This is a genomic window from Cupriavidus sp. MEYA8 (genome assembly GCF_059278825.1).
On record NZ_CM181221.1, the window covers coordinates 658,784 to 684,183 of the forward strand.

The window sequence follows — 25,400 nt, forward strand, 5'->3', positions numbered from 1 at the left end:
GATTGGGATTACCATAGCCGCGTTTGCCACTCTGTCACGGCACCGGTTCGCGGTGCCGGCTACTCATGCTTGAACTCCAGGGAGCCATCTGGTTCCGCTCCGGCTCGCAGGACTGGGGCGGCAAGGACCGCATCGCGCTGCTCGCCGCCATCGGCGAGCACGGCTCGATCACCGCCGCCGCGCGTGCGGTCGGCATCAGCTACAAGGCTGCGTGGGACGCCATCGACCTGATGAACAACAGCGCCGGCGAAGCGCTGGTGGTGCGTGCCGCCGGCGGCAAGGGCGGCGGCGGCACGCGCCTGACGGCGCGGGGCGAGCAACTGATCCACACCTACCGCGCGCTCGAGGACGAACACCGGCGCTTTGTCGCGCAGCTGTCGCGCCTCGGCGAGGGCGCTGCCGACGATATCCACCTGATGAGGCGAATGATGATCAAGACCAGCGCGCGCAACAAGCTGTTCGGCCGCGTCGCCAGCGTGCGTGGCGGCGCGGTCAACGACGAGGTGGTGCTGGCGCTGCCGGGCGGCCAGCAGATCGTGGCGACGATCACGCATGAAAGCGTCGAGACGCTGGGGCTGGCTGCGGGCGTGGAAGCGTTCGCGCTGATCAAGGCGTCTTCGGTGCTGGTTGGGTTGCCCGATCCGGGCGTGCGGCTGTCGGCGCGCAACCAGCTGCCGGGCGTGGTGTCGCGCGTGATGCCGGGCGCGGTCAATGCGGAGGTGGTGATCGAACTGGACGGCGGCGGCACGATCGCCGCGATCGTTACCAATGGCAGCGTCGAGACGCTGGGCCTGGCGGCGGGTGTGCCGGCGGTGGCGGTGTTCAAGGCGTCCAGCGTGATCCTGGGGGTGGTGGGGTAATGCAGAAAGGCCTGTTGCGCGCTCAGGCCACGCGCGCCGACACCGGCGCGTAGACCGGCGCATGGTGGCGGCTGTCGCCGCTGCCGAAGATGCGGCCTTCGCGGATCTCGAGCACATGGTCGCCCAGCGCTTCGACATCGGCGGGATCGTGCGAGATCACCAGCATCGGCACTTCCAGGCTTGCCTGCAGCGTGCGCAACTCGGCGCGCATGCGGGCGCGCAGGGCGGGATCGAGCGCCGAGAACGGTTCGTCGAGCAGCACGATATCGGGCTGCGCCACCAGCGCGCGCGCCAGCGCCACGCGCTGCTTTTGCCCGCCGGAGATCTCGGCGGGATAGTTGCCGACGATCTCGTCCAGCCCGAAGGCATCGATCCAGCGCCGCGCTTCCGGCGGGATCGCGCCGCGGCGCGGGTTGCGCCAGCCGCGCGCCAGCCCGAAGGCGACGTTCTGGCCCACGGTCAGGTGCGGGAACAGCGCGTATTCCTGGAACAGGTAGGCCACGCGGCGTTCCTGCGGGCGGACGTCGATGCCCGCTTCGCTGTCGAACAGCGTGCGCCCGTTCAGCTCGATGCGGCCGCTGTCGGGCGCGAGCAGCCCGGCGATGGCGCGCAGCGTCAGGCTCTTGCCGGCGCCGGACGGCCCGAACAGCGCGATGCGGCGGCTGTCGGAGTCGAAATCGATATCAAGCGAAAACTGACGGTCGGCCGACACCATCTGCTTGCGGATGCTGACATGCATGCCCATGGCGTTCCTCAGCGCGCGGCACGCGGGCGCAGGCGCCGGCGTTCATACACTTCGGCGGGATTGCGCGCCGCAGCGGGCACCAGCCGGCCGGCGACCACCAGCAGCAGCACGCAGGTGACCGAGGTCACCAGCACCAGCAGGTTGGCGGTGTTGTCGTCGCCGGCCTGCACGGCCTCGTAGATCGCCACCGACAGCGTCTGCGTGCGCCCGGGCAGGTTGCCGGCGATCATCAGCGTGGCGCCGAACTCGCCCAGCGCGCGCGCAAAGGCCAGCAGCACGCCGGCGATGATGCCGCGCGCCGCCAGCGGCAGCGTCACGCGGAAGAAGATGCCGGATTCGGAAACACCCAGCACGCGCGCGGCGTTTTCCAGTTGATGATCGACCCCTTCGAAGGCGGCGCGGGCCGACTTGAGCACCAGCGGGAAGGCGACGATGGTCGAGGCCAGCACCGCGCCGTGCCAGGTGAAGACCAGCTCGATGCCGAGGCTGGACAGCCACTCGCCAAACACGCCGCGCCGGCCCACCAGCACCAGCAGGTAGTAGCCGAGCACGGTCGGCGGCAGCACCAGCGGCAGCGTCAGCACCGCGTCGACCACGTCGCGCAGCGGCGAGCGCCAGCGCGCCAGCGCATACGCCGCGCCGACGCCGAGCACGGCGTTCAGCGCCGTGGCCCAGCCCGCGACCTTCAGCGACAACAGCAGCGGGACCCAGACGGCATCCATGGCGTGGCGGAAATCAGGGCTTCTGGAAGCCGTAGCGCGACAGGATCGCCTGGCCTTGCGGCGACGCCACGAAGTCGACGAACTGCGCCGCTTCCTTCTGCTGGCGGGTCTGGCTGGTGATGGCGATGGGGTAGGTCACCGGGGTGCGGCTCGGCACGCGCACGGCGACCTTGACCTTGTCCGGCATCACGGTGGCGTCGGTGGCAAAGACGAAGCCGGCCTCGACCTCGCCGCGCGCTACGTAGTCCAGGCTCTGGCGTACGTTCTGCGCCGGCACACCCTTGGCGGCGACCGCGTCCCACAACCCGGCGGCTTCCAGCGCGCCGCGGGTGTAGCGGCCGACCGGCACCGAGGCCGGGTTGCCATAGGCGATGCGCTTCACTTCCGGCCGCCTCAGGTCCTGCAGCGAGCCGATGTTCAGCTTGCTGTCCGATGGCACGATCAGCACCACCTCGTTGGCGGCGAAATTGCGGCGCGTGGCATGAGCAATCACCTTCTCGGTCTCGGCCTTGTTCATCGCTTCCTGGTCGGCCGAGGCGAACACATCGGCCGGCGCGCCCTTGACGATCTGCTGCATCAGCACGTCGGACGCACCGAAGTTCAGTACCACCTTGGTTCCGGGATGGGCGCGCTCGTACGACTCGGCCAGCGACCTGAAGGCGTTGGTCAGGCTGGCCGCGGCGGACACCACCAGGTCGGCGCCGAAAGCCGGCCCGGCGGGCAGGGCCAGCGCCACGGCGGCCAGCATGGCACCGACGGCGCCGGCAAGAACGGAGCGGCGCCCGGTGCGGGCGGAGCGGAACGCGGACATGGGAATCCTCGGCGAAGCGGCCAGAAAAGCTGGCGCTGGGATGGGTGGACTGTCAGGCGCAATATACGTCCGTATATAGCGGTGCGTCAATGATGCGCCATGACCACCGGCATGGGTATTCCGGCAGCCGCAAGTGCGGTATCAGGATCTGCGAATGAGCCCCGCGGCGAGGAAGTGCCAGGGCTGGCGCCGTTGCGGCGCCAGCTTGTCCGGCTTCAGGCCGGCGGGTTGCCTTCCTTGAACAAGGACTTCAACTGAGCGCGCAGCTCAGGGGTGTCCTGGTGCTGGTGCACCGCGACCGCGTGCTGGACCGCGGCTTCGAGCAGTTCGTCTTCAGTGTCGGCGCTCATCGCAACCGTGCAGCCGATGTCGCTCGGGTATTCGCGGCAATCGATAAACTTGCGTCCCATGGTGCCTCCTGTCACCGGCCGCGCGGCCGGCGTATCCAGTATAGGCAGGGGGACCGGCCACTACAGCACCGGCGTCAGCACCTTGCCATCGGCCAGGAACGCATCGAGATTCTGCAGCGTCAGCGCGGTCATCGCGGCGCGGGTCTCGTGCGTGCCGCTGGCCATGTGCGGCGCGAGCACGACGTTGTCGAGCGCCTGCAGCGCGGCCGGCACGTTGGGCTCGTCGCGGAACACATCGAGGCCGGCGCCGCCCAGGCGTCCTTCGGCCAGCGCCGCCACCAGCGCGTCTTCGTCGATCACGCTGCCGCGCGAGACATTGATGAGGATGCCCCTGGGCCCGAGCGCGTCGATGATCTCGCGCGACACCAGCCCGGCGGTTTCCGGGCCGCCCACGCAGGTCACCACCAGGAAGTCGGACCACGCGGCCAGCGCCTTCAGGTCGGCCTCGAAGCGCCATGGCGCGCCGTCGCGCGGGCGGCGGTTGTTGTAGGCGATCTCCATGTCGAAGCCCTGCGCGCGCCGCGCCACGATCTCGCCGATGCGGCCCAGCCCGAGGATGCCGAGCTTTTTGCCCGAGACCCGCGTCGTCAACGGAAAGCCTCCCTGCGGCCAGCGCCCGGCCCGGACGAAGCGGTCGCCGTGGGCGATGCCGCGCGCCGCGTCGAGCAGCAGCCCGAAAGCCAGGTCGGCGACGCAGTCGTTGAGCACGTCGGGCGTGTTGCTGACCTGGATGCCGCGCGCGCGGGCGGCATCCAGTGCGATCGAGTCGTAGCCCACGCCGAAGCTGACGATGGCCTGCAGCGCCGGCAGCGCGTCGATCAGCGCGGCGCTGCAGCCATGGCGCGCCGAGGTCACCACCACGCGCACTTGCTGGCCATGCTCGCGCGCCCACGCCAGCGCATCGCCCTGCTGCCACAGCGCGATGGCGCCGTACTGTTGCTGGAGCGTGGCATTGGTCTGGGGCGCGAGCGGGCCGACCTGGAGGATCTGGGAGGCGGACATGAGGGGGAGCGGTAGCGGCGGAGGGAGCAGAGATGGTAGCGCAAGCCCCCGCGTCGTGCCGGCCACCACACAGCCGCTGCCGCCCCGGCGCGCGAGCAACTTTGTGCGATGTTCGTGCGGCGGCAGGTTATGCTGCGGCATCCCGTTTCTTTCCTGAAGAACACACCGCCATGAAAACCATCTACCTGGCCGGCTTCGACGTCTTCCGCAAGGACGCCATCGCCTGGGGCGAGCAACTCAAGTCGCTGTGCGCGGCGCATGGCTTCACCGGGCTCTATCCACTCGACAAGGCGGCGCCGGCAGGCCTGTCGGCGCCAGACGCGGCGCGCTGGATCTATGACGCGAATATCGCGCTGCTGCGCCGCGCGGACATGGTGATGGCCAACCTCGACGATTTCCGCGGGCCGGGCGAGCCGGACTCGGGCACGGCCTTCGAGGTGGGGTTTGCGGTGGCGCTGCAGAAGCCGGTATGGGGCTACAGCGCGGACCTGGGAACGGTGCGCGATCGCGCCACGGTGGTGACCGACGCGGAAGGCCGGCCGCTGGATGCACGCGGGTTTGTGGTGGAGGATTTCGGCTTGCCCGTGAACCTGATGCTGGCGTGCCCGGTGAGGCTGGTGCGGGGCGGGGCGGCGGAATGCCTGGCGGCGATGGCCGAGGCCATCCACCGGCGCGCTGCGGAGGCGGCTGCGCGGCGCGAGCGGGATGCCGCGGTGTGGGGGGATGACTGAGGGCGTTTTTTCTACCGCTGGTTTGCTTCCCTTGCTCTCCCGCTGAGGGGACGCTGAGGGGAGAGGGAGAACACCTTGCTTAGGCCAGATCTCGCGGCTTGGGCGCACCTTCCTTCCGGCAAGCTCCGTCGCGTTCGGTTTATCGCCTTAGCGCCTCCACCCCTGCCGCAATATCCTTCGCCGTGCTTGCCACGATCTCCCGGTAAGCCGCCACCACGCCATCGACCTCGCCGGGCGCGGACAACTCCGCCTGCGTGCGGCCGCTGACCACCTTGCCGTCCGGCAACCGCCGCACGGTCCAGTTGATCGTGGCGCCGGCGCGCTGTCCGACATCCGCGTCGAGCCGCAGTACTTCCGTCGTGATCCGATACAGCGGCTGCACGTCCGACAGCCCCTGCTGGTAGGTATCGACCGCGCCCAGCGTGGCCTGCAGGCGCTGTGACAGCGCATCGCGCAACTCATCCGGCAGCGGCGACGACCAGCGCGCCAGGTCGAGCAGGCGCAGGCTGGCGTCATTGCCGCCGTCGCGCACCACCAGCTGCGGCCGGTTGAGGCGCTCCGGCACGCGTACCGGCGCGACTTCCAGCCACAGCGTGCTGGTCGACGGCGCCGGCGTCGCCGCCGGCAGCGTGGCGACGCCTGCAGGCCCCTGGGCCAGCGTGTAGTAGCGCGGCTCCGGCGAGGCGCAACCGGCCAGCACGGCGGCGCCCAGTGTGCTGGCAATGGCGCCGGCAATGGCGCAGCGGGCAAGCACGGCGGCAGGTGCGGAGGTTGGGGGATGGCGCTTCATCAGTCTTTCTCCAGCTTGCCGCGCAGCAGCGCTTCGGGATGGCGTTCGAGGTAATCGGTCAACGTGCGCAGCGACGTGGCGGTGCGCGTCAGTTCCTGCAGCATGCGGCGCGTGTCCTGCTGCAGCGGCGCATCCGACGCCAGCGTGCCGTTGGCCGCGGTCAGCGTCTTGCGCGCGTCCTGCAGCGCCGCCAGCACCTGCGGCGCGACGTCGCCGTTGAGCTGCTGCACCAGCTGGTCGGCGGTGTTGAGCGTCTTGTTCAGGCTTGCCACCGTGGTGCGCAGGTCCTGGCCGATCTGGTCGAACGGGATCTTGTCGATGCGGTTGACGATATCGCCGACCTGCGCCTGCAGCTGGTCGAAGGTGCCCGGCGTGGTGGCGAACTCGGGGATCGGCGCATCCAGGTCGACCTTGGCGGGCGGCGCCTTCGGGAAGAAGTCGAGCGCCACATACAGCTGGCCTGTCAGCAGGTTGCCGGTGCGCAGCTGCGCACGCATGCCGCGCTTGAGCAGGCCCTCGATGATCTGCCGGGCGCGCGCGCGGTCTTCCACGTCGCGTTCGCGGAAGCCCATGCGCGACGGGTACAGCTCGACCACCACCGGCATGCGGAAGGCCTTCTTGTCGCGCTGGTATTCGATGCCGATCGAGCGCACCTGGCCCACGATCACGCCGCGGAAGTCCACCGGCGCGCCCGGCGACAGGCCGCGCACGGACTGGTCGAAGTTGAGCACGGCCAGCGTCGGCGCCAGTTCCTCGGGCTCCTTCATCGCCTCGGACTGGTCGGCGGCCAGCAGGAATTGCGTGTTTTCCGCGGCGGCATCGGTGGCGGTGGTACGCTCCGGCGCCTGGAACGCAACGCCGCCCAGCAGCACCGTCACCAGTGATTGCGTCGACAGCTTGAGGCCGCCGGCATCGAGCTTGAGGTCGACGCCGCTGGCATGCCAGAAGCGCGTATCGGCGGTGACCAGCTTGTCATAGGGCTTGTTGACGAACACCCTCAGCGTGATGTCGCGCCCGTTGGGCTCCAGCTGGTAGGCCACCACCTGGCCTACCAGCACGCGGCGGTAGTAGACCGGCGAACCGATGTCGAGCGAGCCCAGCTCGGAGGCGCGCAGCACGAACTGCTTGCCGGATGCGTCGGTGGTCACCACCGGCGGCACTTCCAGTCCCTTGAATTCGTGTGTGGTCTCGCCGGACTTGCCGGCATCGACACCGATATAGGCGCCGGACAGCAGCGTCTCCAGCCCCGACACGCCGCTGGCGGCGAAGCGCGGGCGCACCACCCAGAAGCGCGTGTCAGCCACGGCGAAGTTTTCGGCGTCCTTGGTCAGGTCGATCGACGCGATCACATGCGAACGGTCGCGCGCGAGCCGCACCGACTTGACCAGGCCGATATCGACGTCCTTGTAGCGCACCGCGGTCTTGCCCGGCGTCAGGCCCTCGGCGGTGCGGAAGCTGACGGTGATCTCCGGCCCGCGCGAGGCCAGCGTGTGCACCAGCAGCGACACGCCGACGACCGCCGCGACGATCGGGATCAGCCACACCAGCGATGGCAGCCAGCGCGCGCGGCGCCGGCGCTCGGGCCGCGGCAGGCCGGGAGGGCCGGGCGGGGCGGCGGGATCAGGCGGATGTTGTTCAGTGTCGGGCATTGTCGTCTTCCAGCGAATCCCACAGCAGGCGCGGATCGAAACTGAGCGAGGCCAGCATGGTCAGCACCACGACCGCGCCGAAGGCCAGCGCGCCGCCGCCCGGGATGATGGTGGCCAGCGCCCCGGCCCGCACCAGCGAGGCCAGCAGCGCCACCACGAAAATATCGAGCATCGACCAGCGGCCGATCACTTCCACCAGCCCGTACAGCCGGGTCTGCTGCCGGATGCGCCAGGTCGCGCGGAAATGCACCGACAGCAGCAGGAAGGTAAGGATCAGCATCTTCAGCAGCGGCACGATGATGCTGGCGATCAGCACCAGCACCGCCAGCATGTGCGAGCCGGACAGCCACAGGTAGATCACGCCGGACAGGATGGTGTCCCGCTGGGTGCCGAGGATCGACTGTGTGACCATCACCGGCAGCATGTTGGCCGGGATGTACAGGATAAAGGCAGCCAGCAGGAAGGCCCAGGTGCGTGCCAGGCTGTCCGGCTTGCGGTGGTGCAGCGTGGCGCCGCAGCGCGGGCAGGGCTCGCCTTCCAGCGTGCGCGGGCTGACCAGGTCGCAGGCGTGGCAGGAGAGCAGGCCCAGGCGGCCGGCGGTGGGCACCTGCGGCAGCGGCGTGCGTTCGTCGTCGTCGGTGAGTTCGGCCACCACTTCGCGCGCGAGCCGGCGCGGGTGCGCCAGGCGGTCGGGGCGCGAAGGCCGTGGCGGTTGTGGCGGGAGCGCGTTCGTCATTGGCCGCCCTCGCCGGACCCGCCTGTCGCGCCCTCATCGTCCGGCGTCTCCAGGTAGCGCCACAGGTCGCGCGGGTCGAACGACAGCATCGCCGCCAGCACGATCACCAGCGCGGAGAACGACCACAGCGCGATGCCGGGCAGCACGCGCGCCATCGTGGACAGCTTCACAAGCGTGACCAGCACGCCGATCATGAAGACCTCGATCATGCCCCATGGCCGCGTCTGGCGGATGCCGCGCACGATGCGGTCGAAGCCCAGGGGCATGCGGTGCTGCGCCATCGGCACCAGCAGGTAGATCATCATCAGCAGCTCGGACAGCGGGAACAATATGGTGGTGGCGAACACCAGCGCCGCCACCAGCGCCATGTGGTCTTCATACAGCGCGTGCACCGCGCCCAGCAGCGTGGTTTGCGTGCGCACCCCCTTGAGGTCCATCTCGACGATGGGGTAGGCGTTGGAAACCAGGAACAGGATCAGCGCGGTGACCACCAGCGGCAGCAGGCGCCGGTAATGGCGGCGGCTCTCGCGGTACAGCTCGCCGCCGCAGCGCAGGCACAGCGCGCGCTCGCCGGGCGAGATCGGGGTGCGCTCGTAGACCGCATCGCAGTATTCGCACGCCACCAGCCGGTGCAGCGCGGCGGGCGAGGTATCGGGCAAGGCGGGTGCGGGGGCGTTGTCTGGACCTGCCATCAGCCGTTCAGCCGGGGTGCTTGCCGGTGGTCGCCGGCGGCACGTCGGGATTGTCGACCACGGCGGGGACTGCCGGAGCCGCCGGGGCCGCCGCGGCGGGGTGCGTCGCCGCGGACACCGCCGGCGCGCCGCCCGGCTTCAGGTCGCGCGCGAGATCCTGCTTCAGCTCCTCCTGCGAGCCGATGGTCCAGTCGCGCAGCAGCGCATACGCCACCGCCAGCAGCGTCGGGCCGATGAACACTCCCAGGAAGCCGAACGCCAGCGCGCCGCCCAGCACGCCCAGCATGATCCAGATCAGCGGCATGCCGGTGCCCTTGCTGATCAGCAGCGGCTTGACGATGTTGTCGGCCATGCTGACCACGCCCACGCCCCAGATCACCAGGAAGATGGCCCAGCCGGTGGACCCGGTGTGGTATAGCCACAGCGCCGCCGGCAGCCACACCAGCGGCGGGCCCACCGGCACCACCGACAGGAAGAAGGTGACGAAGCCGAGGATGGCCGCGCCCGGCACGCCGGCGATCCACAGCCCGATGGCGGCCAGCACCGCCTGGATAAAGGCCGTGCCGAGCACGCCGTAGACCACGCCCTTGACCGTGCTGCCGGCCAGTTCCAGCAGGTGGTCGGCGCGCTCGCCGGCAATGCGGCGCATGCCCGCGCGCAGCCACGCGATGGCGAACTCGCCGCCGGTATAGAAGAAGAATGCCAGGATGATCGACAGCGCCAGCTGCCCCAGCCCCGCGCCGATCGACAGGCCGGCGCCGAGCAGCACATGCCCGACCGGCGCGATCAGCTTGCGCAGGTTGGCCACCATCTCGGAGTCGGCGTTGATGATGCTGTTCCACGAGCTTTGCAGGTAAGTGCCGACATAGGGCAGGCTGCTCAGCCATTCGGGCAGCTGCGGGATGCCCTGTTCCATATAGCGGTTGACCAGCGCCGACAGGTCGTCGACGTGCGCCGAAAAGCTGGCGCCAGCGTAGACGAACGGGCCCAGCACGATCACCGTGGCCAGCAGCACGCAGATCAGCGCCGACAGGCTGCGCCGGTTGCCGAGCCAGCGCGACAGCACCGTGTACGGGTACCACGAGCTGTAGGCCAGGATTGCGCCCCACAGCAGCGCCGTGGTGAACGGTGCGAGCACCAGCAGCGAGCCGCCGATCAACACGATCAGCGCAAAGACTGCAGCAATCTTCTCGATTAACTGACCGGAACTCATCGATGGCTCTCCCTGGGCCCGCCGGTGTGACGGAAACGGCGTAAATATAGCCTACGCCGGGGCGGGCGATGCCAAAGGGGCGCTGGAAGGGTGCTTCAGGCGCCACCACCGCGGTGCGCCGGCGCAGCATGCCCGGACGCATCCACAGTGCCATAGCTTTGTGACGTTGAACAGCGCGGCGGGCCGTGGCGTCAACGCGGGGAGGCGGAAACGGAGCTAGAAGGCGCCGGGCATGGCCGGCACCGGGGGAAAGGGCCAGCCTCAGCCCGGCACCGCCATCACGCCGCTCTTGAGCAGCGCGGCAACCAGGTCGGATTGCGTCACCATGCCGACCACGCGGTGCTTGTCGTCGATCACCGGCGCATGGTGCAGGCCGCCGTCGGAGAAGGCTCGGGCCAGCTCCACCATCGGCTGGTCGGGGCGCGCGGTGACCACGGCGCGCGTCATCAGGTCGCGCACGGTGCCGGCCAGCCGGCGCGCGCCGGTATCACGCTGCGCGGCGAAGAAGTCACTCTGCGTGATGATGCCCTCGAGGCGGTTGTTCGCATCGACCACCGGCAGCGCCTTGACGCGGTGCCGCGACAGCAGGTGGCCGGCCTCGTGCGCAGGCTGCTCGGGCCGCACCAGGATGACGTCGCGCGACATGATCTCGCCGCACAGCACGTTGCCGAAGTGGCGCCGGTACGCGTGCAGCTGCGCCGCCACCAGGATGGCTTCCAGGTCGTCTTCTTCGATATCGAGGAATTCGCCGCGCGCCTGCAGGGCCGCGTCAAGGTCGGCACGGGTAAAGCCAACGCGCTGCGTTGGCGGCACGTCCTTGGTGCCATGCTGCACCGCGGGCTCGGGGGGGCGGTGCGGGTAGCGCCGCCGCGACAGGTTGTTGAAGGCCAGCGCCATCAGCAGCAGCAGCATCGAGTTGAACAGCACCGGCACCACCACGAAGCCGAAACCGAGTGCACTGACCGCCGGCCCGCCGAATACCGCCGTGACGGCCACGGCGCCGCTGGGCGGGTGCACGCAGCGAAACTGGAACATCACGGCAATCGCCACGGCCACCGCTATCGCCGCGGCAAGGCCCGGGTCCGGAATCCAGCGCGCGCAGGCCACGCCCACCAGCGCCGCAAACAGGTTGCCGCCGATGACCGACCACGGCTGCGCCAGTGGCGAAGACGGCACCGCGAACAGCAGGACCGCCGAGGCGCCCATCGGCGCGACGAACCAGGGATTGAATCCGCCCAGCGTCTGGTGGCTGATCCATTCGGTGATGAACAGGCCTAGCAGCGCGCCAAAGCAACTCTTGATGCGCTCATGGCGGTTGGCAGCGACCGGCAGCGGCACAAAAGTGCGCAGCCATGCACGTGTATTTTGCGCCAGCGAGGCGACAGCGGGGGCAGTTGGCATTCTTGGACTGGGGGCGGCTTGGGAATGGTGCACGTAATATATCACGCGGTGATATATTTGGCCGCCTTTGGTGCAGCGCATCCCTGTGTTGGGGCGTGATGCACCGCACAAGAGCAACATGGAGTCGCCCCATGTCGTGCCCTGCGCCAGGCCTTGCACAGCTGGTAGCACGCAAACCTGCGGCGCTACTTATAAGTCGACAGCAAAATACTCGTCTCCGTCGCACTGATCCCCTCGATCAACCTTATCCGGTCCAGCGTCCGGTCAAATGCCTCCAGCGTATCCGCGCGCAATTCCGCAATGATGTCCCAGCGCCCGTTGGTGGTATGCAGCGCCTGCACATTGGGCTCGCCCCGCAGCGCCTGCAGCACCGTGCGCGCCTTGTTGCCCTCCACCGCGATCGTCATCCACGCGCGGATCCGATGCGCCTCGGCCTCGGGCCGCAGGCGCACGGTATAGCCGACGATCAGTCCTTCCTTCTCCAGCTTGTCGATCCGGTTCTGCACGGTCGCGCGCGACACGCGCAGCGCCTGCGCCAGCGCGGTGACCGGCGTGCGCGCGTTGTCGCGCAGCAGGGAGAGCAGCTGTTGATCGGTCGCGTCCATGGGCTTGAGAGGTGTTCTGGCGATTTGCCAATGAAGTCTGGCGTTTTGCTCGATGCAACGCACAAATTGCACATCTTGCTGGCTATTAGTTAACACCAGCCTGCACCAGAATGCAATCGACTGAATTCTTTCCAGAACCCCAAAAAAGGAGCCGCCGTGATCCAGACCCCCACGATCCTGCTTGTCGAGCCGACCTTCTACGACGTGTCGTACAGCATCAATCCGTGGATGGACCCCGACGCCTGGGCGCGCGACCCGCGCGGCATGCACCGCGACGCCATCCAGTCCTTCGACGCGCTGCGCACGGCGCTGGGCCGGGCCGGCTTCGCGGTGGAAGTGGCCGCGGGCGCCCCCGGCCTGCCCGACATGGTTTTCCCGGCAAATGCCGCCGTGGTGCTCGACGGCCGCGCACTGCTGGCGCGCTTCCGCTACCCGCAGCGCCGCGGCGAAGAAGCGCCGTTCGCGCAAATCTTCGGCGCACTGCGCGAGCGCGGCCTGCTCGATGAAGTGGCGCTGCTGCCCGAAGGCTGCTTCCAGGAGGGCGCGGGGGACTGCATCTGGGATGCCGGCCGCGGCCATTTCTGGGCCGGTTTCGGGCCGCGCTCGTCGCATGAGGCGGCCACTGCCGTGTCGGAATTCTTCGGCCAGGAAGTCGTGGCGCTGGAACTGGCCACCGAACAGAGCTACCACCTCGACGTATGCTTCTGCCCGCTGTCCGGCGGCGAGATCCTCTATTACCCGCCGGCATTCAGCGAAGCATCGCTGCGCGAGCTGCGCGCGCGGCTGCCGGCGCGCCTTCGCATCGAGGCCAGCGCCGACGACCTGCGCCACTTCAGCGTCAATGCCGTCAACCTGGACGACCAGGTGGTGATGACCCGCACCACGCCGCACCTGCGCACCGAACTGGGCCGGCGCGGCTACCAGCTGCATGAGGTCGACCTGACTCCCTTCATGCTCTCCGGCGGCGGCGCCTATTGCATGACGCTGCGGCTCGACCGCAGCAGCGGGCCGGGGATCGCCGCGGCCGCGGCATGATGGAGCCAATCATGAAAGAGACCGCCCGTTCGCTGTTCCTCGACGCCAACGACGTGGCCAGGCTGGTGGCCGCGGTCGGCGTGCAGCCCGCCATCGTGCAGATGGCCGACCATGTCCGCCAGGACTTCCTGCGCTGGGATGCCTTCGACAAGTCCGCCCGCCTGGCCAGCCATTCTGCGCGCGGCGTGATCGAGCTGATGCCGGTGAGCGACGGCATCCAGTACGCGTTCAAGTACGTCAACGGCCATCCGCGCAACGCGCAGCATGGCATGCCGACCGTAATGGCGTGCGGCCTGCTGGCCGAAGTGGAAACCGGGTTCCCGCTGATGCTGGCCGACCTGACGCTGGCCACCGCGCTGCGCACCGCCGCCACCTCGGCGCTGGCGGCGCAGGCGATGGCGCGGCCGGGCGCGCGCACCATGGCGCTGATCGGCAACGGCGCGCAGGCCGAGTTTCAGGTGCTTGCCTTCCACGCCATGCTGGGCGTGCGCGAGATTGCCGCCTACGACATCGACCCAGCCGCCACGGCACGGCTGATGCGCAACCTTGCCGGCGTGCCGGGGCTGGTGATCCGCGCCGCGGAGTCGGTGCCGGCCGCGCTGGCCGGCGCCGACATCGTGTCCACCGTGACCGCCGACAAGACCCGCGCCACCATCCTCACGCCGGCGCAGGTGCGCCCGGGCATGCACCTGAATGCGGTTGGCGGCGACTGCCCCGGCAAGACCGAGCTGCATGCCGACATCCTGCGCCAGGCGCGCATCGTGGTGGAGTACGAACCACAGACGCGCATCGAAGGCGAGATCCAGCAGCTGCCCGCCGACTCGTCAGTGACCGAGCTGTGGCAGGTGCTGGCCGGCGCCGCGCCGGGCCGGGCCGCGGCCGACGAAGTGACGGTGTTCGATTCCGTGGGGTTTGCGCTGGAAGACTACGCCGCGCTGCGCTGGCTCTATGCCGCCGCGCATGCCCGGCGGGCGGGCAGGGCGGTGGAACTGGTGGCGATGCCGCCGGACCCGCGCAATCTCTATGGCTGGATGATGGCGCAGGCCGAAGGGCGCGAGGCCGGGCTGGAGCCGCAGAGGCTGGCGTCGCTGGCCTGAGCGCGATGCGCTCCCCTGGGTTGAGCGTTCAGGGGGAGCGCTCGACTCAGCCGGCGCGGCCCATCATCAGCTGGGCGCGCAGGAAGCCCTTGACCTCTTCCAGCGATGGCGTCTTCAGGAACACCATGATGCCCCAGTGCTGCAGCGCGTCGGCCACGCCGTCATAGGCCTGGCGGTTGGTGATGACAGCAAAGATCACATGCTGGCTGGCAAAGAAATTCTGCAGCTTCTCGATGGTGGCCGACTCGGCGTCGTTCAGTTCGTCGACGTAGTACAGCACCACGCGCGGATGCGCGCTGACCGAGGTGATCACGGTGTCGAGCACGTCGTCGACCACCAGGCTCTTGAGCGGCAGCCCCCACTTGCCCAGCTGGCCGTGGATGCGCTGCGCTTCCTGGTGGTTGGGGTGGAACACCACCAGGTCCAGGCCATGGGGCGCCGCGGTTTCGGGCCCGATGCGCGTCGCCAGCAGGCGATGCACGGTTTCCTTGTGGATGCGCCGGTGGCCGCCGTTGGTCTTCCAGGCTCCCAGTTCGCCGCGCTCTACCATCTTCTGGACAGTGCCCAGCGAGACATTGAGCAGTTTTGCCGCTGTACGCGTGCTGTAGTAAGGCTTTTCAGCCAGTGCCGGATCCAGTTTCATCCAATCACCCGTAGTCCTGAAGGCAGGTCGCGCCGGCCAGGCGCGCGCGATGCCAGGCACCTGCACCGCGTATTGTTACTGCCAATGGTTGACTGACCCTGTGTCCTGACCCGCTCCCCCGCTGGTCGGACGATTATTTATCGTCGATTTGATGTTTTTGTCATTTCCCGCAGACTGCCCGCAGTTGATGGCTTTGCATGTCCCGGTTCCGGATTTGCCGGAAGCCCATAATATGCCGCAAAGACCAGGCAATCAGTAAGAAAAAACTACAAATTCATCGCACTTTTGTTTTTCAACGCACACTGAAGACTGTGCCGCTCCACGGGACGCGAGAGCCAGTAACTGGCAGACACCGTGCTGCCCGGGTGGTTCCCCACGCTGCTGCCGTCTTTGCAGCGGCCGCTGAATTCAGCGGCCGCTGCAAAGCACATATATGTCACAACATGATGTATTGCCTGCGCGGCCGGCCGCTACCGGTCTTGCAGGCCGTGCTTGCGAACCTTGTCGAACAGCGTGGTCTTGGCCACGCCAAGCGCCTCGCTGGCGCGGCTGAGGTTGCCGTCGTGCCGGCGCATGGCATCGGCGATCAGCGCGCGCTCGAACTGGTCGACCGCCTGCGCCAGCGGCAGCGCTTCCGGGGCGGCGGTGCCCTGGCCAGGATTGCAGCCCAGCCCGAGGACATGGCGCTCGGCCAGGTTGCGCAGCTCGCGCACATTGCCCGGCCAGGGGTAGGCCACCAGCGCCGCCAGTTCGGCCGCGCTGGCGGGCACGGCCTCGCGCTCGAAGCGCAGCGCCGCCTGCGCGACGAAATGCTCGAACAGCGCCGGCACGTCTTCGCGCCGCTCGCGCAGCGGCGGCAGCTCCAGCGTGATCACGTTCAGGCGGTAGTACAGGTCGGCGCGGAACTGGCCGGCATCGGACAGCGCGCGCAGGTCGGCCTTGGTCGCCGCCACCACGCGCGCGTTGACCGGCACCGGCTGGTTCGAGCCGAGCCGCTCGACCACGCGTTCCTGCAGCACGCGCAGCAGCTTGATCTGCAGCGGCATCGGCATGCTCTCGATCTCGTCGAGAAACAGCGTGCCGCCTTCGGCGTGCTCGATTTTGCCGATGCGGCGGCGCGCGGCGCCGGTGAACGAGCCCGCTTCATGGCCGAAGATCTCGCTTTCGAACAGCTGTTCGGGCAGGCCGCCGCAATTGATGGCGACGAAGTGGCGCGCATGGCGCTGGCTGGCCTCGTGCAGGCAGCGCGCCACCAGCTCCTTGCCGGTGCCGGTCTCGCCGTGGATCAGCACGTTGGCGTCGGTGCCGGCGAGGTCGGCGATGAGCCGGCGCAAGCGCTCGACCGCCTGTGAATGGCCGATCAGGCGGGTTTCGAGTTTTTCGCGTCCGGCCAGGCGTTCGCGCAGTTCTGACACTTCCAGCGCGAGCCGGCGCTGCTCCAGCGCGCGGCGGGTGGCGTCGACCAGCTGCTCGGGCGAGAACGGCTTTTCCAGGAAGTCGTAGGCGCCTTGCTTCATCGCCTGCACCGCCAGGCCCACGTCGCCGTGGCCGGTGATCATGATCACCGGCAGCGCGGGGTCGCGTTCGCGCAGCTGCGCCAGCAGTGCCATGCCGTCCATGCCGGGCAGGCGGATGTCGCTGACCACCACGCCGGCATAGCCGGGGCCGACCTCGCGCAGCGCCGCCTCGGCGCTGCCCACGCCGCGCGTGGCCAGCCCTTCGAGGCGCAGCGCCTGCTCGCAGCCCAGGCGCACGTCGGCATCGTCCTCGACGATCAGTACGGTCAGTTCAGCCGGCATGCGTGGAATCCTGTGGCCTGGCCTCGTGCGGCGCCAGCGGCAGCACCAGCGTGAAGCAGGCACCGCCGTCGGGGTGGTTGGCGGCGGACAGGCTGCCGCCGTTTTCGTTGAGGATGCCGGCCGACAGCGTCAGGCCCAGCCCCAGCCCCTGCCCGGCGGGCTTGGTAGTGAAGAACGGCTCGAACAGCCGCGCGAAGGCTTCCTCGGACAGCCCCGCGCCGTTGTCGCGCACGGTCAGGTGGACCATGCCGCCGCCCACGTGCGCATGCAGCGCGATGCGCGGCGCGGGCCGGCCGATGACCGCGTCGAGCGCGTTGCCGAGCAGGTTGACCAGCACCTGTTCGAGCCGGTTGGGGTCGCAGACCACGGCCAGTTCGGGATCGATGTCGCGCTGCAGCTCGGGCTGCACGGCGTCCACGCGCGTCTGCAGCAGGAACAGCGCATTGTCCACCGCCTCGCCCAGCCGGGCCTGGTTGCGGCCGTTGCCCGACTTGCGCGCGAACGACTTGAGCGCGCCGGTGATGCGGCCCATGCGCTCGACCAGCCCGATGATGGTGTCGAGGTTGGTGCGCACGGTGGCATAGTCGCCGCGCTCGAGGAACTTGCCGGTGTTGCCGGACAGCGTGCGCAGCGCCGCCAGGGGCTGGTTCAGCTCGTGCGCGATGCCGGTCGACATCTGGCCCACCGCGGCCAGCTTGCCGGCCTGCAGCAGGCCGTCCTGCGCCTGGCGCAGCACGGTCTCGGCGCGGATGCGCTCGGTCACCTCGGCCTGCAGCCGGTGGTTGGCGGCGGACAGGTCGGCGGTGCGCTCGGCCACCTTGCGCTCCAGCTCGCTGTTGGCCGCTTCCAGCGCGGCGCGCGCGGCCAGGCGCTCGTTGACGATGCGCCGGCGCACGTTCCAGGCCGCGCCCAGCAGCAGCACGAAGGCAGTCAGTACGCCCGCCAGCGCGGCGCTGTTGAGCGCCGCCACGCGCGCCTGCGAGGTATTGGTCAGCAGCGTCAGCTGCCAGTCGGTGCCGGGCAGCGCGGCATGCTGCGCCAGCATCGGCGGACCGCGGCGCAGGCGCACCAGTTCGTCGCTGCTGCCGCCGTTTTGGTTGGCAAGCTTGCGCACCGATTCCAGCGGCAGCTGCGGCAGTGGCGCGCGGTTGTACTGCAGGCTGCGCGACAGCCGCTGGCGCGCCTCGTCCGACAGCGGGCGCAGCGCGGCCAGCTTCCATGACGGGTCCGAGGCCAGGATCACCACGCCGTTCTCGTCGCTCAGCAGCATCTGGCTGTCGGCGCCCTGCCAGCGGTTCTCCAGCGGCTCCAGCCCGATCTTGACCACCGCCACACCGGCCGGGTTGTCGCGCTCGCCCAGCGGCGCGGACAGGTAGTAGCCCGACTCGCTGCGCGTGGTGCCGACCCCGTAGAAGCGGCCGAGCTGGCCCTCCATGGCGGCCTGGAAGTAGGGGCGGAAGCTGAGGTCCTCTCCCAGGTAGCTGTCGGGGCGCTGCCAGTTGCTGGTGGCCAGTACCCTGCCGTGGGCGTCCAGCACATAGACCACGCGCGTGCCGGCACGGGCATTGAGAGAAGTCAGGTATTCGTTGGCGCGGGCCACGCGCGCGGCGTCGTCCGGGCGCAGCAGCAGTCCGGAGATGCGTTCGTCCAGCGACAGCAGGCCGGGCACGTAGTCGTAGTGCGCCAGCTCGCTTTCCAGCGCCTGCGTGTACAGGCGCAGCTGCACCTGGCCGCGCTCGGCCTGGCGCGCCAGCGCGTTGTCGTAGCTGTAGCGGTAGCCGAGCGCGCCGGCCAGCCCGATCAGCACGGCCAGCGCCAGCAACGCCAGCAGCGGCGCGGCGCCGCGCAGGACGTGGGGCAGGCGCGAGGGCGTGGCGGGTGTGGCGGCGGGCGCGTGCGGAGTGTCGCCGGGAGGGTGGAGCGGGCCGGTCATCAGGAAGTCTGGTCAGGCAAGGGCGAAGCGGCCGCGCCGGCGGGACAGTGATCCATGGCAGTCTTTTCGGAGACCAGGGCGGCGCGGGTGCCTACTTTTACCACACCGGCGCTACCGTGCCCGCGTCATGGATGCAAAAAGGCCCGGTTGCCTTGTCGGCAACCGGGCCCTGGCACGCCTGGCAGGCTGTATTACTTGCCCGCCACGGCCTGGACCGATGCCAGGCTGGTGGTGGTATCCGCGACGACGGGTTCATCCTCGTCGGACAGTACCGGCGCGCCGATGGCGCCTTCGCTTTTGGCGACGACGGCGGTGGCAATGGCATTGCCGAGCACATTGGTCACGGTGCGACCCATGTCGAGTACGTGGTCGATGCCGAGCACCAGCAGGATGCCGGCCTCCGGCAGGCCGAACATCGGCAGCACGGCGGCGACCACCACCAGCGAGGCGCGCGGCACGCCGGCGATGCCCTTGCTGGTGACAAGCAGGACCAGCAGCATGGTGATCTGCTGGGAGAGCGACAGCTCGATGCCATACACCTGGGCCACGAACAGCGCGGCGAACGAGGTGTACATGATCGAGCCGTCCAGGTTGAACGAATAGCCCAGCGGCAGCACGAAGTTGGTGATGCGCTCCTTGACGCCGAAACGGGTCAGCTGGTCGATCACCTTCGGGTAGGCCGACTCGCTGCTGGCGGTGGCGAAGCCGATCATCAGCGGCGCGCGCATCTGCTTGAGCAGGCGGAACACGTCACGGCCCAGGAAGTAGTAGCCGCCGGCGATCAGCGCCACCCACAGCAGCGCCAGCGCCAGGTACAGGCTGCCAATCAGCTTCGCGTACACGACCAGCACGCCCAGGCCCTGCGCGGTGATCACCGCCGCGATTGCGCCGAACACGCCCACCGGCGCGAACGCCATCACGTAGTTGGTGACCTTCAGCATCACGTCGGCCAAGCCCTCGATGCCTTGCAGCACCGGCTTGCCCACGCCGTCCTTGACGGTACCCAGCGCAAAGCCGAAGAACAGCGAGAACACCACGATCTGCAGGATCTCGTTGTGCGCCATCGCCTCGGCGAAGCTCTTGGGGAACATGTGGGCGATGAAGTCGCGCAGGTTCAGGGCGCCGGTCTTCAGGTTCGAGGTGGCGTCCGCGGCCGGCAGCGGCAGGTTCATGCCGTGGCCGGGGTGCAGCACGTTGGCCATCACCAGCCCCAGCAGCAGCGAGGTGACCGAGGCGCCGATGAACCACATCATCGCCTTCGTGCCGATGCGGCCAACGGCGCGGCCGTCGCCCATGCTGGCGATGCCGGTCACCAGCGTGGCGAACACCAGCGGCGCGATGATCATCTTGATCATCCGCAGGAAGATGTCGGTCAGGATGGACAGGTGGTTCGCAATCGATTTGGCGGTGTCGGCGTCCGGCGCCATGTTGTGCGCGGCGGTGCCGGCCAGCACGCCTAGCAGCATCGCAATGAAGATCAGGGTGGGCAGTCGATTCAGTTTCATCGTGGATCAGGCCTGTGCGTCCGTTCCCCGCGGACAGGGTCGGACGTCGGTATTGCGGGATGGCTGGAGGGCTTTTGAGGGCGCCGCACCGGCCATGCGGTTTTTTTCAGCGCGGCAACAGGTGCCAGCGGGTCGCCGGGGCGGCGAGAGGGGGGGTGGGCAAGGCGGGGTCAGTCATGTGTTTCCTCCTTTGTTTTTTGGCGGGGCCGGCGCGCTGGGAAACGTGCCGGCCGACCTGTCTGGGCGCTGTTAGCGGCGGCCTATATTGCACGCGGCGTGCCAGGTGAGAGGGGTCTTTCGGGTTGTGCAACCCGTTGAATTCAAAGGAGAAATTGAAGTGACTCCGGCGCACGATTCGGAGATCCGGATGGGCGGCGCGGAGTGGTGTTCGGGAATCCGAACGGTGATGTAGGTGTAAACCCGAGGATTTGGAGGGGCGGAAGGGGTTTGAATTGCCGCCGGTTTGCTGCCCTCTCCCGCTTGCGGAAGAGAGGTTGGGGGAGAGGGCAGGAGGGTCAAAGGCTGAGGCCTGTGGGTTAAAACCGAGGCCTTGCTTGATGTGGTACCTAGCTAGCCCACCCCTCTCCAACCCTCTCCCCATGAGGGGAGAGGGAGAACACCTTGTTCAGGCTGGTTCGAGCGGCTTGGGTGCACCTTGCTTAGGCTAGTTCGGGCGGTATGGGTGCACCTTGCTCAGGCCAGCTCGATGTTTTGTTGGGCGCGTTTCAGCCGCCCAATAACCGATAGCACAACCTTGCCGCCACCCGCGCCCCACACCCATCCCGGTCATACAGCGGATTGAATTCCGCGATATCCGCCACGCGCAGTTTGCCGCTGTCGCGCAGCCGCGTGGCGATGGCTTCGACCACCGGCAAGGGCACGCCGTAGGCCGCCGGTGCCGACACGGCGGGCATCACCGCGGCGGGCAGCACGTCGAGGTCGATCGTCAGGTAGACATGGTCGGCCTCCGCCACCCATTCATCCAGCGCGGCCAGCCGTGCGTCGAGGTGGCGCTCCTGCAGGTCCACATCCTCCACATACCGCACCCCTAGCGTGCTGGCGCGCGCGAACAGCGCGGCCGTATTGCCGAGCCGGCTCACGCCCAGGCAGGCGTAGTCGAAGCGCAGGCCGCGGCGCTGGCAGTCGATGGCGATCTGGTCGAAGGGCGTGCCCGAGCTGGCGGGCCGGCTGCCGCGCAGGTCGAAGTGCGCGTCCAGGTTGACCACCAGCACGCGGCCGCGGTCGCCGTGCGCGTCCAGGTGCGTGCGCAGGCCCTGCCAGGTGCCCCAGGCCACCTCGTGGCCGCCGCCAAGCACCAGCGGCCAGGCGCCCACCGCCAGCTCGGCGGCGACGGCCTGGCCCAGCCGCCGCTGCGCGTCTTCCAGCGCATCGCCTTCGCAATGGATGTCGCCGCCGTCGATCAGGCGGCCGATGCCATGGGCCGGCACGCCCGCCAGCGCGCGGCGGATCTCGCGCGGGCCGCCGGCGGCGCCGGGGCGGCCCTGGTTGCGCAGCACGCCGGCATCGCAGCAGAAGCCCAGCAGCACCGGCACGCCAGGCGTGCGCGGAGTGTGACGGCCGGCGACGATTTCGAACAGGCGGCGGGTATCGCCCGCCTCGCCGGCATCGCGCCGGCCGCGCCAGACCGTGTCGCCGGCCTGCACGAGTTCGGCCAGGCCGCTCATTTGAGGCGGCGTCCCAGGGTTTCGGGCACCATCGCCAGGCCGATCAGCGAAACCAGGCCGCAGCCGATCACGTACAGCGCCGGGGCATTTGCGTCACCGGTGATCTGGATCAGCCGGGTCGAGAAATACTGCGCGAAGCCGCCGAAGATCGCGATCGCCACGCAATAGGCGATCGACAGGCCGGTGGCGCGCAGGCGCTGCGGCAGCACCTCGCTGACCAGCACCATCGACGCCGGCGCGGTCATCGACATCGGCACCGACAGGCAGCCCACCACCAGCAGCAGGCGCGCCAGCGACGGCTCGGCATTGATCAGCACGAACGCGGGGTAGACCATCACCAGCAGCGCCACGCGCGACCACAGCACCACGGCCTTGCGGCCGATGCGGTCGGCCAGCCGGCCGGCGAACGGCGACAGCGCCACCTGCACCAGCGCCGCGATGCACGCGGCCCAGATGCTCAGCGACAGCGGCATCTTCAGCACGCTCACGGCGTAGTTGCTGATGTAGTAGACGACGATGTAGGTGGACGAGGCCAGGCCGATCATCAGCAGGATGCTGGCAATCACCTCGCGCCCATGCCGGCGCAGCAGCGGCCATTGCGCGGCGTGCTCGCCGTGGCGCGCGGGCGCGGCGGTTTCTTCCAGCCGGCGGCGGATCAGCAGGCCGACCGGGATCACCAGAATGCCGATCAGGAAGGCCAGGCGCCAGCCCCACGCTTCAAGGTCGGCCGGTGCCAGCACGTTGCTCAGCACCAGGCCGGTGATCGCGCCCAGCAGCGCTGCCAGGCCCTGGCTGAACGGCTGCCAGGCGGTATAGAAGCCGCGCGTGCGGTCGTCGGCGTATTCGAGCAGCAGCGCGGTGGAGGCGCCCATCTCGCCGCCGATGGCGAAGCCCTGCACCAGCCGCGCGATCACCACCATGATCGGCGCGAGGATGCCGATCTGCGCGTACGGCGGCGTGACCACGAAGATCAGCGAGCTCAGGCCCATCAGCCACAGCGTCAGCGCGACAGCCGGCTTGCGGCCGGCGCGGTCGGCGTACATGCCGATCAGCAGGCCGCCGAGCGGTCGCATCAGGAAGCCGACGCCAAAGGTGGCGAACGACATCAGCAACTGGCCGGTGGGATTGTCGACAGGGAAGTAGAGCCGGCCGATCAGCGTGGCAAAGAAGCTGTAGACCACGAAATCGTAGAACTCGAGGCCGTTGCCGATGGTGATGGCGGCAATGGCACGCGTGCGCGACAGCGGCGGCTGCGGCGCCGCGACCGCCACGCCGGCGGTGGTGTCGATGGACATGGTGTCTCCGTGAAGGGTATGGCGACGGCCGGATGCGCGCGTGGCGCCCCGGCCGGTAAGACGGCTCTTGGTGGCCTGTAGTGGCCTGTAGTGGCCTGTCGGCCGGGATCAGCCGCGCGATTCGTTACGCAGCATCGGCAGGTCCAGCCCCTGCTCGCGGGCGCAGTCGACAGCGATCTGGTAGCCGGCGTCGGCATGGCGCATCACGCCGGTGGCGGGGTCGTTGTGCAGCACGCGGGCGATGCGCGCGGCGGCTTCATCGGTGCCGTCGCACACGATCACCACGCCGGAATGCTGCGAGAAGCCCATGCCCACGCCGCCGCCGTGGTGCAGCGACACCCAGGTGGCGCCGCTGGCGGTGTTCAGCAGCGCGTTCAGCAGCGGCCAGTCGGACACGGCGTCCGAGCCGTCCTGCATGGCCTCGGTCTCGCGATTCGGGCTGGCGACCGAGCCCGAGTCCAGGTGGTCGCGGCCGATCACGACCGGCGCCGACAGCTCGCCGCTGCGGACCATCTCGTTGAACGCCAGGCCCAGCTTGGCGCGCAGGCCCAGGCCGACCCAGCAGATCCGCGCCGGCAGGCCCTGGAAGCTGATGCGCTCGCGCGCCATGTCGAGCCAGCGGTGCAGGTGCTCGTCATCGGGGATCAGTTCCTTGACCTTGGCGTCGGTCTTGTAGATGTCCTGCGGATCGCCCGACAGCGCGGCCCAGCGGAACGGGCCGATACCGCGGCAGAACAGCGGGCGGATGTACGCGGGCACGAAGCCGGGGAAGTCGAAGGCGTTCGCCACGCCTTCTTCCTTGGCCATCTGGCGGATGTTGTTGCCATAGTCGAAGGTCGGCACGCCCAGCTTCTGGAAATCCAGCATGGCCTGCACATGCGCGGCCATCGAGGCCTTGGCGGCCTTCACCACAACGGCCGGCTCGCGCTGCGCGCGCTCGCGGTATTCGTCCCAGGTCCAGCCGGCGGGCAGGTAGCCGTTGAGCGGGTCGTGCGCGCTGGTCTGGTCGGTGACCATATCGGGGCGCACGCCGCGGCGCACCAGTTCGGGCAGCACTTCGGCGGCATTGGCGCACAGCGCGATCGAGATCGCCTTGCCCTGCGAGGTGTAGCGGTCGATGCGGGCCAGCGCGTCGTCCAGGTCGGTGGCCTGCTCGTCGACGTAGCGGGTCTTCAGGCGGAAATCGATGCGGCTCTGCTGGCATTCGATATTGAGCGAGCAGGCGCCGGCCAGCGTCGCGGCCAGCGGCTGCGCGCCGCCCATGCCGCCCAGGCCCGCGGTCAGCACCCAGCGGCCCTTCAGCTCGCCGTTGTAGTGCTGGCGGCCGGCTTCGACAAAGGTTTCATACGTGCCCTGCACGATGCCCTGGCTGCCGATGTAGATCCAGCTGCCGGCGGTCATCTGGCCGTACATGGCCAGGCCTTTGGCGTCGAGTTCGTTGAAGTGTTCCCAGTTGGCCCAGTGGGGGACCAGGTTGGAGTTGGCGATCAGCACACGGGGGGCGTCGCGGTGGGTCTGGAACACGCCGACCGGCTTGCCGGACTGGACCAGCAGGGTCTGGTCGTCTTCCAGGCGGGTCAGGGCTTCGACGATGCGGTCATAGCATTCCCAGTTGCGGGCGGCGCGGCCGATGCCGCCGTAGACCACCAGTTCCTTTGGATTCTCCGCGACCTCGGGGTCGAGGTTGTTCATCAGCATGCGCAGGGGCGCTTCGGTCAGCCAGCTCTTGGCGGTGAGCTTGGTGCCGTGCGGGGCGCGGATTTCGGTGTCGCGGAAGCGGGTGGTGGTCATTTGGACGGCTCCTTCGGTGTCTCTGTGCTTTGCCTTTGGGTGTCGCTTTTTATTGCGACGCATAGGCATGTATATTCTTGTATATACAGGTACGGATGAATCGGGGTTATCCCGTAGATGAGCCAATGTGGAACTTCGGCTGCCGGGCTAATGCCATGTGATGTTGCCGGCGAGCCTTCGTAAGAAGCTGACGCTGGCGGGCACGAATTCAGGCATTGATTGATGCTAAAATAGATGCAAGATGCTTAAC

The 25,400-nt window shown here is 68.7% G+C and carries 23 protein-coding genes; 4 read left to right on the plus strand and 19 right to left on the minus strand.

Translation table 11 applies throughout. The annotated features are described in order from the left end of the window. The first annotated feature begins 65 nt into the window (after positions 1–65). Complete coding sequence (locus AC5WJ1_RS03050; protein ID WP_135704639.1) at positions 66–860, plus strand: TOBE domain-containing protein; 795 nt, start codon at positions 66–68, stop codon at positions 858–860. Between the two features lie 22 nt (positions 861–882). Here AC5WJ1_RS03050 and AC5WJ1_RS03055 read toward each other — a convergent pair whose 3' ends face one another. The 5 genes from AC5WJ1_RS03055 to AC5WJ1_RS03075 form a co-directional block, all read right to left on the minus strand. After that, a complete protein-coding gene (locus tag AC5WJ1_RS03055) occupies positions 883–1,605 on the minus strand; it encodes an ATP-binding cassette domain-containing protein (protein ID WP_133093887.1) in 723 nt (240 codons plus the stop codon). 8 nt (positions 1,606–1,613) lie between these two features. Beyond that, complete coding sequence (gene modB / locus AC5WJ1_RS03060) at positions 1,614–2,327, minus strand: molybdate ABC transporter permease subunit (protein WP_135704641.1); 714 nt, start codon at positions 2,325–2,327, stop codon at positions 1,614–1,616. A gap of 13 nt (positions 2,328–2,340) precedes the next feature. Then, positions 2,341–3,138 carry a molybdate ABC transporter substrate-binding protein gene (modA, locus tag AC5WJ1_RS03065; RefSeq protein WP_195431712.1) on the minus strand — a complete coding sequence of 266 codons (798 nt, stop codon included), beginning with the start codon at positions 3,136–3,138 and terminating at the stop codon, positions 2,341–2,343. Positions 3,139–3,353: 215 nt separating this feature from the next. Next, the gene (locus AC5WJ1_RS03070) at positions 3,354–3,548 is read right to left on the minus strand and encodes a DUF1059 domain-containing protein (protein WP_133093890.1); all 195 of its coding nucleotides are present in this window, start codon (positions 3,546–3,548) and stop codon (positions 3,354–3,356) included. Positions 3,549–3,608: 60 nt separating this feature from the next. Continuing rightward, positions 3,609–4,550 carry a 2-hydroxyacid dehydrogenase gene (locus AC5WJ1_RS03075; protein ID WP_135704645.1) on the minus strand — a complete coding sequence of 314 codons (942 nt, stop codon included), beginning with the start codon at positions 4,548–4,550 and terminating at the stop codon, positions 3,609–3,611. A gap of 170 nt (positions 4,551–4,720) precedes the next feature. Here AC5WJ1_RS03075 and AC5WJ1_RS03080 point away from each other — a divergent pair, with 170 nt between their 5' ends. Continuing rightward, a complete protein-coding gene (locus AC5WJ1_RS03080) occupies positions 4,721–5,281 on the plus strand; it encodes a nucleoside 2-deoxyribosyltransferase (RefSeq protein WP_195431711.1) in 561 nt (186 codons plus the stop codon). Positions 5,282–5,420: 139 nt separating this feature from the next. Here AC5WJ1_RS03080 and AC5WJ1_RS03085 read toward each other — a convergent pair whose 3' ends face one another. The 7 genes from AC5WJ1_RS03085 to AC5WJ1_RS03115 all read right to left on the minus strand — a co-directional run bounded on the left by AC5WJ1_RS03085 (position 5,421) and on the right by AC5WJ1_RS03115 (position 12,367). After that, positions 5,421–6,071 (minus strand): PqiC family protein, encoded by a 651-nt coding sequence (locus AC5WJ1_RS03085; RefSeq protein WP_240745928.1) that lies wholly within the window; start codon positions 6,069–6,071, stop codon positions 5,421–5,423. Next, positions 6,071–7,720 carry a PqiB family protein gene (locus AC5WJ1_RS03090; RefSeq protein ID WP_135704649.1) on the minus strand — a complete coding sequence of 550 codons (1,650 nt, stop codon included), beginning with the start codon at positions 7,718–7,720 and terminating at the stop codon, positions 6,071–6,073. Before AC5WJ1_RS03090 ends, AC5WJ1_RS03085 begins: the two co-directional genes overlap by 1 nt. After that, the gene (locus tag AC5WJ1_RS03095) at positions 7,707–8,456 is read right to left on the minus strand and encodes a paraquat-inducible protein A (protein WP_133093894.1); all 750 of its coding nucleotides are present in this window, start codon (positions 8,454–8,456) and stop codon (positions 7,707–7,709) included. The genes AC5WJ1_RS03090 and AC5WJ1_RS03095 overlap by 14 nt, the downstream gene beginning before the upstream one ends. Further along, positions 8,453–9,148, minus strand: a complete 696-nt coding sequence (locus tag AC5WJ1_RS03100) for a paraquat-inducible protein A (protein ID WP_133093895.1) — start codon at positions 9,146–9,148, stop codon at positions 8,453–8,455. Before AC5WJ1_RS03100 ends, AC5WJ1_RS03095 begins: the two co-directional genes overlap by 4 nt. A 7-nt stretch (positions 9,149–9,155) precedes the next feature. Beyond that, positions 9,156–10,361 carry an AI-2E family transporter gene (locus AC5WJ1_RS03105; protein WP_195431710.1) on the minus strand — a complete coding sequence of 402 codons (1,206 nt, stop codon included), beginning with the start codon at positions 10,359–10,361 and terminating at the stop codon, positions 9,156–9,158. A gap of 261 nt (positions 10,362–10,622) precedes the next feature. Continuing rightward, positions 10,623–11,762, minus strand: coding sequence for an HPP family protein (locus AC5WJ1_RS03110; RefSeq protein ID WP_135704653.1), 1,140 nt, complete (start codon positions 11,760–11,762; stop codon positions 10,623–10,625). A 185-nt stretch (positions 11,763–11,947) separates the two neighbouring features. After that, positions 11,948–12,367 (minus strand): Lrp/AsnC family transcriptional regulator, encoded by a 420-nt coding sequence (locus AC5WJ1_RS03115; protein WP_116317273.1) that lies wholly within the window; start codon positions 12,365–12,367, stop codon positions 11,948–11,950. Positions 12,368–12,523: 156 nt separating this feature from the next. On the opposite strand from AC5WJ1_RS03115, the gene AC5WJ1_RS03120 reads away from it, so the two are divergent. Together AC5WJ1_RS03120 and ocd are read left to right on the plus strand one after the other, a co-directional pair. After that, positions 12,524–13,402: a dimethylarginine dimethylaminohydrolase family protein gene (locus AC5WJ1_RS03120; RefSeq protein WP_135704655.1), complete on the plus strand. Its 879-nt coding sequence runs from the start codon at positions 12,524–12,526 to the stop codon at positions 13,400–13,402. Positions 13,403–13,413: 11 nt separating this feature from the next. Then, positions 13,414–14,499, plus strand: a complete 1,086-nt coding sequence (gene ocd / locus AC5WJ1_RS03125; protein WP_135704656.1) for an ornithine cyclodeaminase — start codon at positions 13,414–13,416, stop codon at positions 14,497–14,499. A gap of 46 nt (positions 14,500–14,545) precedes the next feature. Here the strand turns inward: ocd and AC5WJ1_RS03130 are convergent, their stop codons facing one another. The 7 genes from AC5WJ1_RS03130 to hutU form a co-directional block, all read right to left on the minus strand. Continuing rightward, positions 14,546–15,142 (minus strand): helix-turn-helix domain-containing protein, encoded by a 597-nt coding sequence (locus tag AC5WJ1_RS03130; protein ID WP_135704658.1) that lies wholly within the window; start codon positions 15,140–15,142, stop codon positions 14,546–14,548. Between the two features lie 470 nt (positions 15,143–15,612). Beyond that, complete coding sequence (locus AC5WJ1_RS03135; protein ID WP_135704660.1) at positions 15,613–16,941, minus strand: sigma-54-dependent transcriptional regulator; 1,329 nt, start codon at positions 16,939–16,941, stop codon at positions 15,613–15,615. Beyond that, positions 16,931–18,874 (minus strand): sensor histidine kinase, encoded by a 1,944-nt coding sequence (locus AC5WJ1_RS03140; protein ID WP_133093918.1) that lies wholly within the window; start codon positions 18,872–18,874, stop codon positions 16,931–16,933. The genes AC5WJ1_RS03135 and AC5WJ1_RS03140 overlap by 11 nt, the downstream gene beginning before the upstream one ends. 191 nt (positions 18,875–19,065) lie before the next feature. Continuing rightward, a complete protein-coding gene (locus tag AC5WJ1_RS03145; RefSeq protein WP_133093919.1) occupies positions 19,066–20,379 on the minus strand; it encodes a dicarboxylate/amino acid:cation symporter in 1,314 nt (437 codons plus the stop codon). Between the two features lie 725 nt (positions 20,380–21,104). Beyond that, a complete protein-coding gene (gene hutG, locus AC5WJ1_RS03150) occupies positions 21,105–22,064 on the minus strand; it encodes a formimidoylglutamase (protein ID WP_135704664.1) in 960 nt (319 codons plus the stop codon). Continuing rightward, positions 22,061–23,359 carry an MFS transporter gene (locus AC5WJ1_RS03155; RefSeq protein WP_133093921.1) on the minus strand — a complete coding sequence of 433 codons (1,299 nt, stop codon included), beginning with the start codon at positions 23,357–23,359 and terminating at the stop codon, positions 22,061–22,063. The genes hutG and AC5WJ1_RS03155 overlap by 4 nt, the downstream gene beginning before the upstream one ends. Positions 23,360–23,467: 108 nt before the next feature. Continuing rightward, complete coding sequence (hutU, locus tag AC5WJ1_RS03160; RefSeq protein ID WP_135704666.1) at positions 23,468–25,150, minus strand: urocanate hydratase; 1,683 nt, start codon at positions 25,148–25,150, stop codon at positions 23,468–23,470. Between the last annotated feature and the right edge of the window lie 250 nt (positions 25,151–25,400).